We start from the raw sequence: 12,893 nt of genomic DNA, 5'->3' as shown, positions 1-12,893 counted from the left end.
AGGCCCGGCTGTTTTAACTGGTTATCTCTGTTTAGTTTTTATTGGCGATGTTAAAGAATGATGCTGATTTTTTAACGTCTGCAGCAGATCAGCAGTCAAGTGTAATTTACACGTCCGCCTGTTTTCGCGTCACTCTCATTCTTCTTAAATCGTTCTTCAAAAGAATGTAAAGGGAAGGAAGCATGAATAATGCGAAGCCTGCTTTCTCCAGTAATTCTCCGCCGTCCTCATAAAATTTCAACAGGCTTTCTCCAAACATTTCGGCTCCAAGGAAAATCAGAACGACGCCGAGTACTTTGAATAGAACAGATAAGTTCAGCTTAACTGCTGTTTTGAATAGTACAACGGTTATGGCCACTGCCAGGATAATTCCAAGAATATTTCCAGCAGCAACCAATCCGGCGTGCTGCGAAATTTGCGTAAGATTAAAGATCATCAGCTCAAGTCCCTCTCTAAATACGGAGAGAAAAGCCAAAACGAATAAACTGATTCGAGATGTATTGGAAGAAACCTTTGACGCAACAGAATTTGAAACATCGCTGTTCCGGTGCAGCCATAAAATAAAGTAAGCAATGAGTCCGGACGCCGCGAGCATCATAATGCCTTCAAACCATTCTTCAGATGCGCCTTCCATCTCCTGTGCGCCGGAAAACCCGATAAATCCGCCAATTACACTGACGATCAACCCAAATCCCGCTCCGAAGTATACGGACGATTTAAGGTCGTTCCGGTTTATTTTCGTGGTATGTATTAAAATAATTCCTATAATTAGTGCTGCTTCAAGCCCCTCGCGTAATGCAAGAAATAAACTAGACCACATCTATTCCATCCCCTTAACCTATAATGAAATTCATTCTCATTTATATGATAATGAGAATTAATATCAATGTCAATACAGTATCGGGAAAATAGTTTCATCCTGTTTGGGACAAAAGGGGTATGCATTCTATTCAGATGCATACCCCCAATTCCATTATTCAGCTGGCTTCAATTTAAGGACATCGTTCTTTTTGCCGTTATGGGTGAGGGAGGTTTCATGATACGTTCCTTCCACCCAGTTTTTCAGCTGATTGCTATACCAGCGGCTCCGGAAATGCCCCGATTGCCCAGGACTGTTATTATGATAAGCTTTTGACAAGTCGGACAGGTCAGCTACGAAACGCCATGGAGCACCATGATCAACGACTCCGTCCTCTTCATAGGCAGCAGCCTGCACTGTCACCTGGCTGCCGCCGACTGGGAGGGGCTTTTCCCGGTTGAAAACCCATTCGAGAACAGGTGAAGCAGCTGAAAGCGGGTGGGCAAAATAAACCTGATGATAATCTCCCCATTTCCATGCTGACGGGTCTTTGCCGTATTGATCTTCAATATCAGCAAGGACGTTTTTCAGAGCAGAATGCAAAACTTTTTCAATGCCGCCTTTGCCCTCAATCCAAACGGATTTTTCCCCTTTAAGGGCTTTACGGAGCAATTCATCCACTGCCTGCTGTTTTCCTTCAAAAAGTTCATCCATGTCCTTTGGAACCTTCTCCGCGAATAGTACCTTTGGGAGCTCTTTCATCCAAAGGTGGAATACAAGGGGAGCCCCGGCTTCCGCATTGTCTTCGTAATTCCAATTTTTAAGAAGAGAAAGAGCTTTTTTCTCCTGGGCTGTGAGGTTTTGTCCTTTTAGTACATTAAGAAAGGAGGGAACAAATTCCTGCGCATAGAGATTTTTCTGATCCATCTGCAGCTTCATCATATCCTTTGCGGACAGTTTTTCCTTTCCGGCTAAAACCTCCTCGATCCTCATATACCGGTAAGGCTGGGCCCAGTGATTGCTGATGTGGTAAGGGTACCGGTCATCAATGACTTTATTGTTGGCGGTTGCCAGGAATCTTTTTTCAGGATTCACACTGCGGGGCAGCTGATCCCACGGAATGAATCCCGCCCATTCATACTCATCTGTCCACCCCGGGACAGGAAGGAGGCCGTCTCCTTTTTTGCGGATAGGTATTTTTCCGTTTGCTTTGTAGGCAATCGTTCCATCCTCTCCCGCAAAAACAAAGTTTTGAGTCGGGACGTGGAATCCTTCCAATGCCTTTTCGAAATCATTCCAATTTTGGGCGCGGTTCATGTTGAGAACTGCCTGCAGCTCGGTGCTTGGCATCAAGGCCGTCCATTTCAAGGCAAGAACCGTATCTTTTTTCTTATCCAATGCAAACTCTGAGATGACAGGTCCATGCCTCGTTTCCGTCACCTTGTAGGGGATTGTTTCTTTGCCTTTAACCTTAATAGGTTCCTTTATTACCTTTGCCTGTTCCCATTTTCCGTTATGAAGGAACTTTGACTCATCCTGAGGATTGCGCTTTTCAATATAAAGATCCTGTACATCGGGCCCTGTATTCGTCACTCCCCAGGCAATTTTTGCATTATGGCCCAAAATAATTCCTGGAACACCTGCAAAAATTACCCCGCTTACATTCTGGGAAGGAGAGGTGAGATGCATCTGGTACCAAATCGACGGGGTAGCCAGGCCGAGGTGGGGATCGTCAGCCAGCAGAGGTTTGCCTGATACGGTTTTCTTCCCGCTTACTACCCAGTTATTGCTTCCATTAAATTCACGGGGAATAACCGCACTTGCAAACGTATTCCGGATATCGAGCTTTACGTCTTTATAGCTGGAAAGGATAGCAGGAGCATCTTTTGGATAACTCGGAAAAAGTTCCATGGCCTCTTCTTTTGTAAGCTGTTCCATTGCCCAATAACGAAACGCCTGTCCCTGCCAGTGTCCCCCTAAATCAAATGCCATGTATTTCCCGATGGTCAGAGAGTCAAGAGGCGTCCACTTGGAAGGCTCATATCCTAAAAGTGTGAATTCCACCGGGAGTTTGCCTTCTTTTTTTGCCTCTTTTATATAAGCATTGACTCCATCTGCAAACCACTGGAGAACTTGAAGAGACTTTGGATCATAGGCAGATAGGGATGCTTTTGCAGCTCTCCTTAATCCAAGGGTCCTAAAAAATTTATCCCGGTCAATGGTGGCCTCGCCAACTGCTTCACTCAGCATTCCGGAAGCTTGTCTCCGGCTTAAATCCATTTGAAAGAGCCGGTCCTGGGCCTGTACATAGCCTTGGGCCATATATAAGTCTTTTTCGCTTCCGGCTTTTATGTGCGGTACACCCTCCTGATCTCTCACAACGGTCGTTTCTTTCATAATTCCTGAAATGGCTGTTTCACCGGATATCTTAGGCAGGCTCCTCTCTGTGTAAACGTTTACAAAAATACCGGCTGAAATAAGAATAAGCGCAACTACTGAAAGGCTTATCAAGAGCCACTTTCTTACCGGACGCTTTTTCTTAATCTCCAATGGAATATTTGTCTGCAAATTCAATGCCCCCTTTTTTTGGTCTATCTATAATTTATTTATATAGCAAACAGGGAGGGTTAGCACGAAGTATTTTCTGTAATAATAGAAAATTCAGTAAAAAATCCTTAGCAAACTTAAAGAAAAAGCGCTGTTAAACTTGGGTGTTGATTGCAGCTGGCAGCCGTTCGCTTATCCTTGGGCAGGCGGTGAGCCTCCTCCTGGCTTCGCCAGCTGTCCAGCTGCTCTAAGCAGGAGTCTCTCGCCTTCCACAGGGGTTAAAAATCAACAACATGCTTTAAGATAGCCAAAGAAAAAGAAAAAAGCCTTCAGAAAAGGCTCATTAAGATATTAAGAACGCTGAATTACAGAAGTTGAATAGCTCTTTATCATTTTTTGCAGATTTTTATGTCCCTCTCTTAATTTAATCGTTTCTTCAATAATTTTCTGAAACCCTTCTAAATCTCTATCTGAGGCATTTAATACAGATTTAGGCAACCCTTCTGCTATTTGCTGTAAAGAAAATTCCTGAACCATTTCTTTAACCACCTTTTTTAAGTTTTTGCGCTGCTTAACTCTGCTTGTCTGATTACCTTGCGCCGCTTTTTTCAGCACAGTTTCGCGCTTTTATAAATATAAAAGCTGTTTCTTATTATTTTGAGAAAACCTTCTGTTTTCCTGCAAAAATTTATCTTCAATTATCAGCAAAATCTCATGTGGAAAATCAGGATTATAGAAATAACGACAGGATATTCCCCGATTGATCTGTTTTTTACCATTTCTCAGACTAAATTGGTAAAAATGGAACTTCTCTGCTCACCCCATGCATAGATATAACTGTTTGAAAAAATTAAACCGGGGGTTGAGATTTTGCTAAAGAAATGGCTTATTGTGTTTTGCAGTGCATTTCTTCTGTTCTCTTTTGCAGGCATACGGGATGCATCTGCAGCATCAACCAAGTTTATCATCATTAATAAGTCGTCAAACAAGCTTGCCTTTTATGAAAACAGCAGGCTGAAACGTGTGTTTAAGGTAGGAACAGGGAGAAGCCAGTCGCTTACACCTGAGGGGAAATTCAAGATTGTTCAAAAAATCGTAAACAGACCTTATTATAAAGGACATATTCCAGGAGGCGATCCGAGAAACCCGCTCGGCAACAGGTGGATGGGGTTAAATGCCCGGGGAACATCCGGTTCAACATATGGTATCCACGGGAACAATAATCCAAGCTCAATTGGCGGGTATGTCAGCAGCGGTTGTGTCAGGATGTATGATAATGAAGTGGAATGGCTTTATAATCAAGTCCCAGTCAATACTACCGTAATGATAACAAGCTCAGGTAAATCATTTGATGCAATAGCCAAATCTTACGGATATAACGTAAAGCCAGGCGGGAATACCGGTTCAAGCGGAGACACGGTCAAGGCAGGAAGCAGGGGAGAGGCAGTGACAGATCTTCAGCGCAAATTAACCAAGCTTGGATTCAATACAGGAGGCGTTGATGGTATTTTTGGTCCCGCTACAGACAGAGCGGTTCGTGCTTTCCAGAAAAGCAGGGGACTTACGGCAGATGGAATCGCCGGCACTAACACATGGAATGCATTAAATGGATCAAGTGCACCGCAGCCCGGATCTTCGCTAGCGAACAGCGGAACATTGAAAAAAGGGAGTAAAGGCCCTGCAGTAAAAGAACTGCAGCAAAAGCTCTCTGCTCGGGGATATAATACAAATGGAACGGACGGGGTATTTGGTCCAAACACCGAAAAAGCAGTCATCGCATTTCAGAAAGCCAATCTCCTCACAGCAGATGGAATAGTGGGACCGGCAACGAAAAAAGCCATTTTGAAGTAAGGACATGGACGGCAACTGAAAAGCTTTACGAAAAGAGAACAAAAAAACACCCTTGCATCCGCAAGGGTGTTTTTTTAGATGGAGACTAGCGGGATCGAACCGCTGACCTTTTGGCTGCCAGCCAAACGCTCTCCCAGCTGAGCTAAGCCCCCGTAATATTTTATTTGTTTAACGCATAATATAAATCATAAACCATTTTCCTGAAAAGTCAAGACTGTTTTGTGTATTTTTTTAAAATGGCTATGTTAAAGCCATCATTATTAACCGGATTCGGCATATGTCTGCCGGATATTGATTGCCGGGATGTAAGAAAGCGTTAAAGATGTGCAAAAGGACCCAAATTTTACAATGAATTTACATAAATGCACTTTATACAAAGAGCATATGCACCGATAATATCATTAGATATAAAGGCGGGAGGCAAAAGGCATGAAAGTTTTGCAGACAGTGCTTGTGGCAGGACTGGCTCTGTTTATGCTCTATGAGTTTTTTGGAGATGAGCTGATTAATGCAGCAGGGTTTAAATCACCCATACAGCAAGAGGTTTTGGCGGATCATGAAGTTTCGAAAGACGAGGCGCTTCTGCTTGTGGTAGACTTTCTTGAACGGAGCGGAAAAAAAGAAGCCGGTGCTGCATTCTTACTTGAAACGACTGATGAATTCATATGCCGCGCCACTTGGATGGACAGCAATACAACGTCCGGAGATGAAGCTGTAAATTACTCGGTCGACCGTGTGACGGGCGATGTAAAGCGGCTGTTCCAAAAGTAAAAAAGCAGCCGGATGATGAAAATCCGGCTGCCGTGCGAATCAGGCACTGATTTTTTCTTTAACCTCTTTAATTTGCAGAAGGTGGCGTTCTTCGTGGTAGCCCACAAATTCAATCCACTGTTTAATTGAAACTTCCCCTAATACAGGATGTCTTAAAGATCGTGTCTTAAGATCAAAATCCTTAGAGAGCAGTTCTGTGAAGTTGTTTAAGTCGCGGCGTGCTTCTTCCAGTGCCGTTATAGTCTCTGTACGGTCAATCGGAACAGGTCCGGGTGAGACATGTTCAGGTGCAGGCACCTTTCTTGTCCTGTCCGTTACTGCCTCAAGCTGTTTTTCCTCAACCGTTTTGTTCTCCGCCTGGTGAATGGATTTTTTCAGGCTTTCAAGGAGAACATTCTCTATTTTCTGCAGGTGATCGACAACCTGTGCGATGCTCCATTCATCTTGAGCCGGCTTTTCATTAAACTTCTCCTCAGATACTGTATTAACAGTGTTTAGCAATTCTTCTCTGACTTTTTGCATATGTTCAAACATGGCCGATTCCTCCTCTTCCTGTTTATCATACCAAACCCGTTCCTGAGTGTCGCTTCATATACCTTGTTTAAACTCTCTCTTTTATCCAGTCCATTGCCTGCTCGCGAAGTTTGAATTTTTGGATTTTCCCTGAAGCCGTCATAGGGTATTCGTCCATAAAAAAGCAATATTCGGGAATCTTATAAAAGGCAATTTGCCCTTTGCAATAGGATTGAATCTCCTCTTTTGTAATAGTGGCTCCTTCTCTTACCCGGATACATGCCGCGGTTCTCTCCCCGTACTTTTCATCCGGTACGCCGATGACTTGAACATCGACTATATCTGGATGACGATAAAGGAATTCTTCGATTTCACGAGGATAAATATTTTCCCCGCCTCTTATGATCATATCCTTCAGCCTGCCTGTTATTTTCACATATCCTTCTTCATCTATAGCGGCAAGGTCGCCTGTATGCAGCCAGCCTTCCCCATCGATTGCTTCACTCGTTGCGTCCGGCATTTTGTAATACCCTTTCATCACCAAGTAACCTCTTGTACACAGCTCCCCCTGTTCGTTTATAGCTGCTTCTTTTCCTGTAGCGGGATTCATGATTTTTACTTCTACATGGGGATGCGGTTTCCCCACGGTTTCGACTTTTTTCTCAATGGGGTCATTGACCGTGGTTTGAGTAATAACGGGCGAGGATTCTGTTTGTCCATAGCAGATGGTGATTTCGTTCATCCCCATCTGATTGATCACTTTTTTCATGACCTCAATGGGGCATGTGGAACCTGCCATAATTCCTGTCCTTAATGAAGTGAGGTCATAGGAAGAAAAAGAGTCCAGGGATAGTTCTGCAATGAACATAGTAGGAACACCCTGCAATCCAGTGCATCGTTCTTTTTCAACGGTTTCGAGCACAAGGTCCGGGCTGAATTCAACGATAGGAACCATTGCAGCACCTACGGTTACGGCTGCCATTGTGCTTAATACACAGCCGAAGCAATGAAAGAAGGGAACAGGGATGCACAGCCGGTCCTCTTCTGTCAGCTTCATCGCACTGGCTACTAAAAACCCATTATTGACAATGTTATGATGGGTGAGCATAACACCCTTCGGAAATCCTGTTGTGCCAGAGGTATACTGCATATTTATGACGTCGTGCTGGTCAAGCTCTTTTTCTATTCTCTCCAGCTCATCGTCTGATACAGAAGCTCCATGCAAAAGGAATTCATTCCAGGAGGCCATGCCATTTGGTGTTGGTCCTTTTCCTATGTATACTTGGTGCTTGAGCATGGTCAGCGGGTGGTCCGGCCGGTTCATAATCGATTGAATCATATCGGTGTAAGAGCTCCCTTTAAACCCGCCGATTAAAAATAGAGCGGAAGAATCCGATTGATGGAGTAAATATTCCAATTCATGGACTTGATAGCTCGTATTAACGGTTACTAAAACCGCCCCCATTCTTGCGGTTGCGAACTGAAGAAGCAGCCATTCCGGAACATTGGTCGCCCAAACCGCGATATGGTCTCCTTTTTTTATCCCTAAACCAATAAGAGCTTTTGCTATTTTGGCTGTTTCCTCGTAAAATTCTTGATAAGTATAGCGAATCTCTTCTTTTGAATAAACAATGGCTTCCCGCTGTCCAAACTTCATTGCCGTTTCTTGAAACATTTTCCCGATGGTCATTTGTTTTAATGAATTCATTAAGAGCCTCCTTCAATCAGTCGAGTTAACGCTTTCATTATACAATATTAACAGAATATTTTAAAAACTATCCTTCTACAAATCTCGCCTTACCGGAGAACTTGTAAGAGGCAAGGAGATCAGCGTGAATAAACAAAAATCTTATGCATACTTCGCTTTATTAATCGGGGTGCTCTCGGTCTCGGCATCAGCCGTCCTGGTTAAGATGACCTCGACTCCGGCGCCGGTTACGGCCTTTTATCGAATGTTTTTTTCTGCCATCCTTATGCTGCCGTTCTTTTTCATCGCAAAAGGGGCAGGAATAAAAAGAATGTCCCGCAAGGATTGGCTGTATCTGACCCTTGCCGGGGTTTTTCTCGCCTTTCATTTCATTCTATGGTTTGAATCTCTTGCATTAACTTCTGTAGCAAGCTCTGTTGTCCTTGTGACGCTGCAGCCTCTATTTGCATTCATAGGAACTTTTCTCTTTTTTGGCGAGAGAGTTACGAGACAGGCCGTTTGGAGTGCCGGGCTTGCCATCGTTGGGAGCCTGATTATTAGCTGGGGTGACTTTCAAATCAGCGGATGGGCACTGGCGGGAGATTTTTTAGCACTAACGGCATGCTTTATGGTGACCGCGTACTTATTGTTCGGTCAAGAGGTAAGGAAGAGGCATTCTCTCATATTGCAGACAACACTTGTTTATGCGATTAGTGCTATAACATTGCTTTTGTACTGTCTATTGTTTTCCTATAATTTAAATCCAGGCAGCGGTGAAAATTTAATCTGGCTTCTCATGCTGGCTGTTTTTCCGAATCTGCTCGGGCATTCCTTATTTAACTGGGCATTGAGATGGATTAGTACAAATACGATTTCAGTGGCCATTTTATTTGAGCCTGTCGGTGCCATTCTGCTTGCTTATTATGTATTAGAAGAGAAAATCATGCTGACACAGGCAGCCGGAAGTGCTGTAATATTTGCAGGCGTTTTGCTCTTTATAGCCGGAGATATAAAAAAAGAATCTGCTCTATCTAAAAAAATGGATGATTCAGGAAAGAATTCGGGTATAGAGAATACTAATACTATGGAGAGAAATAGGGGGAACCGAATTGTTCAAGATAAGGAAGGCAGTTAAAGAAGATATAAAAGGGATTGCAGAGGTTCATGTTACAAGCTGGAGAACAACCTATCGCAATATTGTGGATGCTGAATATCTAAATGCCCTTACATATGAACAAAAAGAGAATCAATGGGCAAATGCTGATTTGGATCAGCTGTTTCTCGCAGAAGATGAAGAGGACAGAATTGTCGGTTTTTCAAGCTTTGGAAATGAGCGGACAGAAAAGTATGGATTTGATGGCGAAATTTATGCCATTTATCTTTTGGAAGAGGTACAGCGCAAAGGACTTGGAAGCGCGCTGTTTCTAAATTCCGTCGACGATCTGATAGAAAAGGGCTGCCAATCTGTAATGGTGTGGGTAATCAGTGAGAATCCTTCAAGAGGTTTTTATGAGTCCTATTTTCCGGAGCTGATTGCAGAAGAAACATTTACAATCGGAAAAGGCAGCCATATTGAATACGCATTTGGCTGGAAAGATATAGAACGGCTCAAATCGATGCTGCTTCAGGGGAATAGAGTTTAAGAAGAAAAGGGGCCTCCTCAATGGAGCCCCTTTTGTTATAGCTGCTGATAAAACAAATTTGCTAAAATAGCAAAGAGAAATGCAAGCGGCACATTGAATACCAATCCCCATCCGAAAACAGGACCTTCCTCATTGCTGACCCTGATTGCTTCTTTATAACTGTAAAGAAAATGAAAAACAGAAAGAAGCATACTTCCAAGCATAAAATAATAAGCTGCCATCATTTTATAGCCTCCCGCAGGTAATTCCTTCTACTCTATTACATTCTTCTGCAAGTAAAAATAGAACCATTTCTTAGAAGCGGCAGAAAATATTGTGCTATACATTACAAAAATTTCAGTATATAATTTTCTAGATTACAAATATTACAGGGGGATACCGCGTTGAAAAAATATTTCGCGGCATGTCTTGTTCTGCTTCAGCTGTTAATCGCGCATACAGCACTGGCCGCAGGCAAGATTGACGTAAATAGCAGCCATTACAAAGACTATTTAAAAGAGATAAACCTGACCCATACTCAGCTTGAGACATACTTGGAAAATTTTGATTACAAAATGTTTGATGAATTTAATAGTGTAGAAGAGTTAAGAAATCATCTAGGAAGAAGAGTAACCGATGATGTTCTTGCAGAAATTCTTGCAAAATATGAACTTACTGAAGAACAATTGACAGATCTTCTAATGGAAAACGGGGATTTGTACGAAGGCGAAAAAATCCAGGATATTTTTTACTTTGAGAATTTCCTGCTGGAAACCATCCAAATCGCAGGGGATTATCCTACCGAAATCAACGATGAAACTCTTCAGGAATTATGGGAGAGCTACGATTTTGCTTCACGGGAAGAATTTGATCAATTTATGAAAGAGCATAATCTTTCACTGGAAGATTATCAGTCAATAGAAGAATTAGATGAGGATATTTATAACTCAATGGAGCTCCCGGATATGGAGGGGCAGTTTGAGGATATTTTCAATGGTCTTGGTTTGACTCAAGAAGAATTTGAACGCCTTGCTGCTCATTTTGAAAAAGTGTATCAAAATAATCCATACCTTGAATCACAGCTTATGCAGCTTGGAGACCGAATGATGGCCATCAGTGACTTTGAAAGTGTAGATGAGCTGTCTGAAAAAGATATACAAGAGATGATCTCGATATATGGAGATATGATGGATCTTCTGGAACTGCAGGCAAAGTATTATCTGGTTAAGGATGGCATTAAGAAAGAACTGACGCTTCAAACCATGATGAGCCTAAAGGATGTAGATGGGGCCGACCTGTTTATTGAACTTTATGATCTGGACAATAAACTGATTTTGGATATGACCCTTACATCTGAAATGATTGGATCTGAATTAATCAAGCAAACAGGACAGGATATGAAAGAAACGTCTGAAGCAGTCTCTGCCGTTAAGAACCGCACTTCCAAACCGGAAGCGACAATTAGAGGTGCAAAGATGCCAAAAACAGCCGGATATCATGCCGACTGGATGCTGGCAGGCGCAGCTTTGATGGGTGCAGCTTTCCTGATTGGGAGAAAGGTCAGTAAGTCATTCTGATGAAGCATTTCCTTCTATTAAGTAAGAAGAAGCATTTGCTTCTTCTTTTTATTGCCGTGATTCTTTTTTCAGCAGGACTATATGTGACGAGTACCAATGCATTTAAATTCGCCAAAGCATACTTTTTTTATGAACATCATAAAGACCAGGAATCCACTGCAAAGGCGGTGCCCTCCAGTTCAAAAAATATTGCCCTAAAAACACCTGCTCCTTTATATAAGAAAAGACCTGCAGCAGGTGAGGAACTGGGAGAACTTTTCATACCAAAACTCCAGGCTTCTCTGCCCATCTATCATGGGACGGATGAAGACGAACTTGAAAAAGGGGTCGGGCATTTTGCAGATTCCGTGCTCCCGGGGGAAAAGGACAATTCTGTATTATCCGGACATCGCGATACAGTATTCAGGGAACTTGGCAAAGTTGGGGTGAGTGACCATCTGATTGTGACTACGTCGGCGGGCCGGTTTACTTATAAAATCCGAAAAGTCCGTATCGTAGATGCAGATGATCGGACTGTTATTGTCCCTAAACCAAGAGCGACATTAACGGTATCCACTTGCTATCCATTTAACTTCATTGGTTCTGCGCCTAAACGCTATGTTCTGATCGCGAACCTTATAAAAACAGAAAAACCGTAAGCCTCAGAGGCTTACGGTTTTTTTATGAGTACTTTTAATGATTCCGGGTGAGTTCATCACAACAAGCCACACCGCTATGCCTGCAATGATCCATGTTGGAATAATCCAAGTAGCATTATAGACAAAGGAGTACGTAAAGACTGGAGTTCCTTTTGGAGCGTATGAGCCGAAAAAGACAACACCGGATAAAACGTGTGAAGCCAGGCGGAGGATAGATCCGGCAAAAGTAGCAGTCATAATAGCTGTCAAAGCGCTCCATTTATTTAGCTTCAATGCGGAGTGTACCCAGCTTGAAAATAAACCGCTCATTCCTGCCAGCATAAATGGAAGCGGATAGTCTAAAATAGCCTGCGCCGGATGAACAATAAATGGAGTGCTTAAAAACGGCTGCAAAATACCGGTTAACAGGCCTGTGAGCAATCCGCCTTTCAATCCCCATCTGAAGGACATGATAAAAATCGGGATCATTCCAAGCGACAGAGAGCCGCCCTGAGGCATTTTGATAATAAAGCTGGAAAGCATATCGAGCAATAAGGCTAAAGCGGTTAGTATAGCAGTTTCTGATAAAAATAGCAGTTTTTGATTTTTCATAAAGACTCCTCTTTCACGGAAACCGACCAAAAGGAGAAAATAAAAAAGCAATGCGGGGATACCTGCTTGCCTCCACGCACTGCTTTAATCACGAAATTAAACGATCAAGCCACATCCCTACGCAAGTGTTAACTAACAGGTTCAAAGGGTCTAGAACAGAACGTTCACTCTCAGCCTAAGGCTCCCCTTGTGGTCGTATACCGATGTATTTAATTGTCTTTACTATACACCACTGAACAAAATTCGACAATGATTATTTGGAAAAAAACTCTTGTTTATCTGGTAGTATGGAGAATG

At 42.8% G+C, this 12,893-nt stretch carries 13 protein-coding genes, 1 tRNA gene and 1 riboswitch; of the genes, 6 read left to right on the top strand and 8 right to left on the bottom strand.

The features are described 5' to 3' along the window. Nucleotides 1–106: 106 nt before the first annotated feature. The 3 genes from CEF21_RS18150 to CEF21_RS18140 form a co-directional block, all read right to left on the bottom strand. Entirely contained in the window at nucleotides 107–820 is a 714-nt protein-coding gene (locus tag CEF21_RS18150) for an FTR1 family iron permease (protein ID WP_123918793.1), read from the bottom strand. A gap of 153 nt (nucleotides 821–973) precedes the next feature. Further along, a complete protein-coding gene (locus CEF21_RS18145; protein WP_123920377.1) occupies nucleotides 974–3,355 on the bottom strand; it encodes a penicillin acylase family protein in 2,382 nt (793 codons plus the stop codon). Between the two features lie 342 nt (nucleotides 3,356–3,697). Then, complete coding sequence (locus tag CEF21_RS18140) at nucleotides 3,698–3,961, bottom strand: hypothetical protein (protein WP_123918791.1); 264 nt, start codon at nucleotides 3,959–3,961, stop codon at nucleotides 3,698–3,700. A gap of 255 nt (nucleotides 3,962–4,216) precedes the next feature. Between CEF21_RS18140 and CEF21_RS18135 the strand changes: the two genes are divergently transcribed. Further along, entirely contained in the window at nucleotides 4,217–5,197 is a 981-nt protein-coding gene (locus CEF21_RS18135; protein ID WP_277423914.1) for a L,D-transpeptidase family protein, read from the top strand. Between the two features lie 79 nt (nucleotides 5,198–5,276). Here the strand turns inward: CEF21_RS18135 and CEF21_RS18130 are convergent. After that, nucleotides 5,277–5,349: transfer RNA gene (locus CEF21_RS18130), tRNA-Ala, on the bottom strand. Between the two features lie 277 nt (nucleotides 5,350–5,626). On the opposite strand from CEF21_RS18130, the gene CEF21_RS18125 reads away from it, so the two are divergent. Next, nucleotides 5,627–5,968, top strand: coding sequence for a hypothetical protein (locus CEF21_RS18125; RefSeq protein ID WP_123918789.1), 342 nt, complete (start codon nucleotides 5,627–5,629; stop codon nucleotides 5,966–5,968). Nucleotides 5,969–6,007: 39 nt separating this feature from the next. Here CEF21_RS18125 and CEF21_RS18120 read toward each other — a convergent pair whose 3' ends face one another. Continuing rightward, complete coding sequence (locus tag CEF21_RS18120; protein WP_123918787.1) at nucleotides 6,008–6,502, bottom strand: DinB family protein; 495 nt, start codon at nucleotides 6,500–6,502, stop codon at nucleotides 6,008–6,010. Nucleotides 6,503–6,569: 67 nt separating this feature from the next. Beyond that, nucleotides 6,570–8,189 (bottom strand): AMP-binding protein, encoded by a 1,620-nt coding sequence (locus tag CEF21_RS18115; protein WP_123918785.1) that lies wholly within the window; start codon nucleotides 8,187–8,189, stop codon nucleotides 6,570–6,572. Nucleotides 8,190–8,313: 124 nt separating this feature from the next. Between CEF21_RS18115 and CEF21_RS18110 the strand changes: the two genes are divergently transcribed. Both CEF21_RS18110 and CEF21_RS18105 read left to right on the top strand, forming a co-directional pair. Then, nucleotides 8,314–9,303, top strand: coding sequence for a DMT family transporter (locus CEF21_RS18110; RefSeq protein WP_123918783.1), 990 nt, complete (start codon nucleotides 8,314–8,316; stop codon nucleotides 9,301–9,303). Then, nucleotides 9,278–9,811, top strand: a complete 534-nt coding sequence (locus CEF21_RS18105) for a GNAT family N-acetyltransferase (protein ID WP_123918781.1) — start codon at nucleotides 9,278–9,280, stop codon at nucleotides 9,809–9,811. The genes CEF21_RS18110 and CEF21_RS18105 overlap by 26 nt, the downstream gene beginning before the upstream one ends. A 35-nt stretch (nucleotides 9,812–9,846) precedes the next feature. On the opposite strand, the gene CEF21_RS18100 is transcribed toward CEF21_RS18105, so the two are convergent. After that, complete coding sequence (locus tag CEF21_RS18100) at nucleotides 9,847–10,035, bottom strand: hypothetical protein (RefSeq protein ID WP_123918779.1); 189 nt, start codon at nucleotides 10,033–10,035, stop codon at nucleotides 9,847–9,849. Nucleotides 10,036–10,194: 159 nt separating this feature from the next. Between CEF21_RS18100 and CEF21_RS18095 the strand changes: the two genes are divergently transcribed. Continuing rightward, nucleotides 10,195–11,367, top strand: coding sequence for a processed acidic surface protein (locus CEF21_RS18095; protein ID WP_123918777.1), 1,173 nt, complete (start codon nucleotides 10,195–10,197; stop codon nucleotides 11,365–11,367). Continuing rightward, nucleotides 11,367–12,005: a class D sortase gene (locus CEF21_RS18090; protein WP_123918775.1), complete on the top strand. Its 639-nt coding sequence runs from the start codon at nucleotides 11,367–11,369 to the stop codon at nucleotides 12,003–12,005. The genes CEF21_RS18095 and CEF21_RS18090 overlap by 1 nt, the downstream gene beginning before the upstream one ends. A 3-nt stretch (nucleotides 12,006–12,008) precedes the next feature. Here the strand turns inward: CEF21_RS18090 and thiT are convergent, their stop codons facing one another. Next, a complete protein-coding gene (thiT, locus tag CEF21_RS18085) occupies nucleotides 12,009–12,596 on the bottom strand; it encodes an energy-coupled thiamine transporter ThiT (protein WP_123918773.1) in 588 nt (195 codons plus the stop codon). Between the two features lie 97 nt (nucleotides 12,597–12,693). Beyond that, nucleotides 12,694–12,794: riboswitch (TPP riboswitch) on the bottom strand. Nucleotides 12,795–12,893 lie beyond the last annotated feature (99 nt).

This window comes from Bacillus sp. FJAT-42376 (assembly GCF_003816055.1).
GTDB lineage: Bacteria > Bacillota > Bacilli > Bacillales > Bacillaceae > Metabacillus_B.
The sequence above is the reverse complement of the archived record's forward strand: the minus strand, read 5'-3'. Positions and strand labels throughout refer to the sequence as shown.

What these genes read in the sequence shown, in the direction of transcription:
- thiT (WP_123918773.1), bottom strand. Translation starts at nt 12,596, where the DNA reads ATGAAAAATCAAAAACTGCTATTTTTATCAGAAACTGCTATACTAACC.
- CEF21_RS18120 (WP_123918787.1), bottom strand. Translation starts at nt 6,502, where the DNA reads ATGTTTGAACATATGCAAAAAGTCAGAGAAGAATTGCTAAACACTGTT.
- CEF21_RS18125 (WP_123918789.1), top strand. Translation starts at nt 5,627, where the DNA reads ATGAAAGTTTTGCAGACAGTGCTTGTGGCAGGACTGGCTCTGTTTATG.
- CEF21_RS18090 (WP_123918775.1), top strand. Translation starts at nt 11,367, where the DNA reads ATGAAGCATTTCCTTCTATTAAGTAAGAAGAAGCATTTGCTTCTTCTT.
- CEF21_RS18150 (WP_123918793.1), bottom strand. Translation starts at nt 820, where the DNA reads ATGTGGTCTAGTTTATTTCTTGCATTACGCGAGGGGCTTGAAGCAGCA.
- CEF21_RS18100 (WP_123918779.1), bottom strand. Translation starts at nt 10,035, where the DNA reads ATGATGGCAGCTTATTATTTTATGCTTGGAAGTATGCTTCTTTCTGTT.
- CEF21_RS18115 (WP_123918785.1), bottom strand. Translation starts at nt 8,189, where the DNA reads ATGAATTCATTAAAACAAATGACCATCGGGAAAATGTTTCAAGAAACG.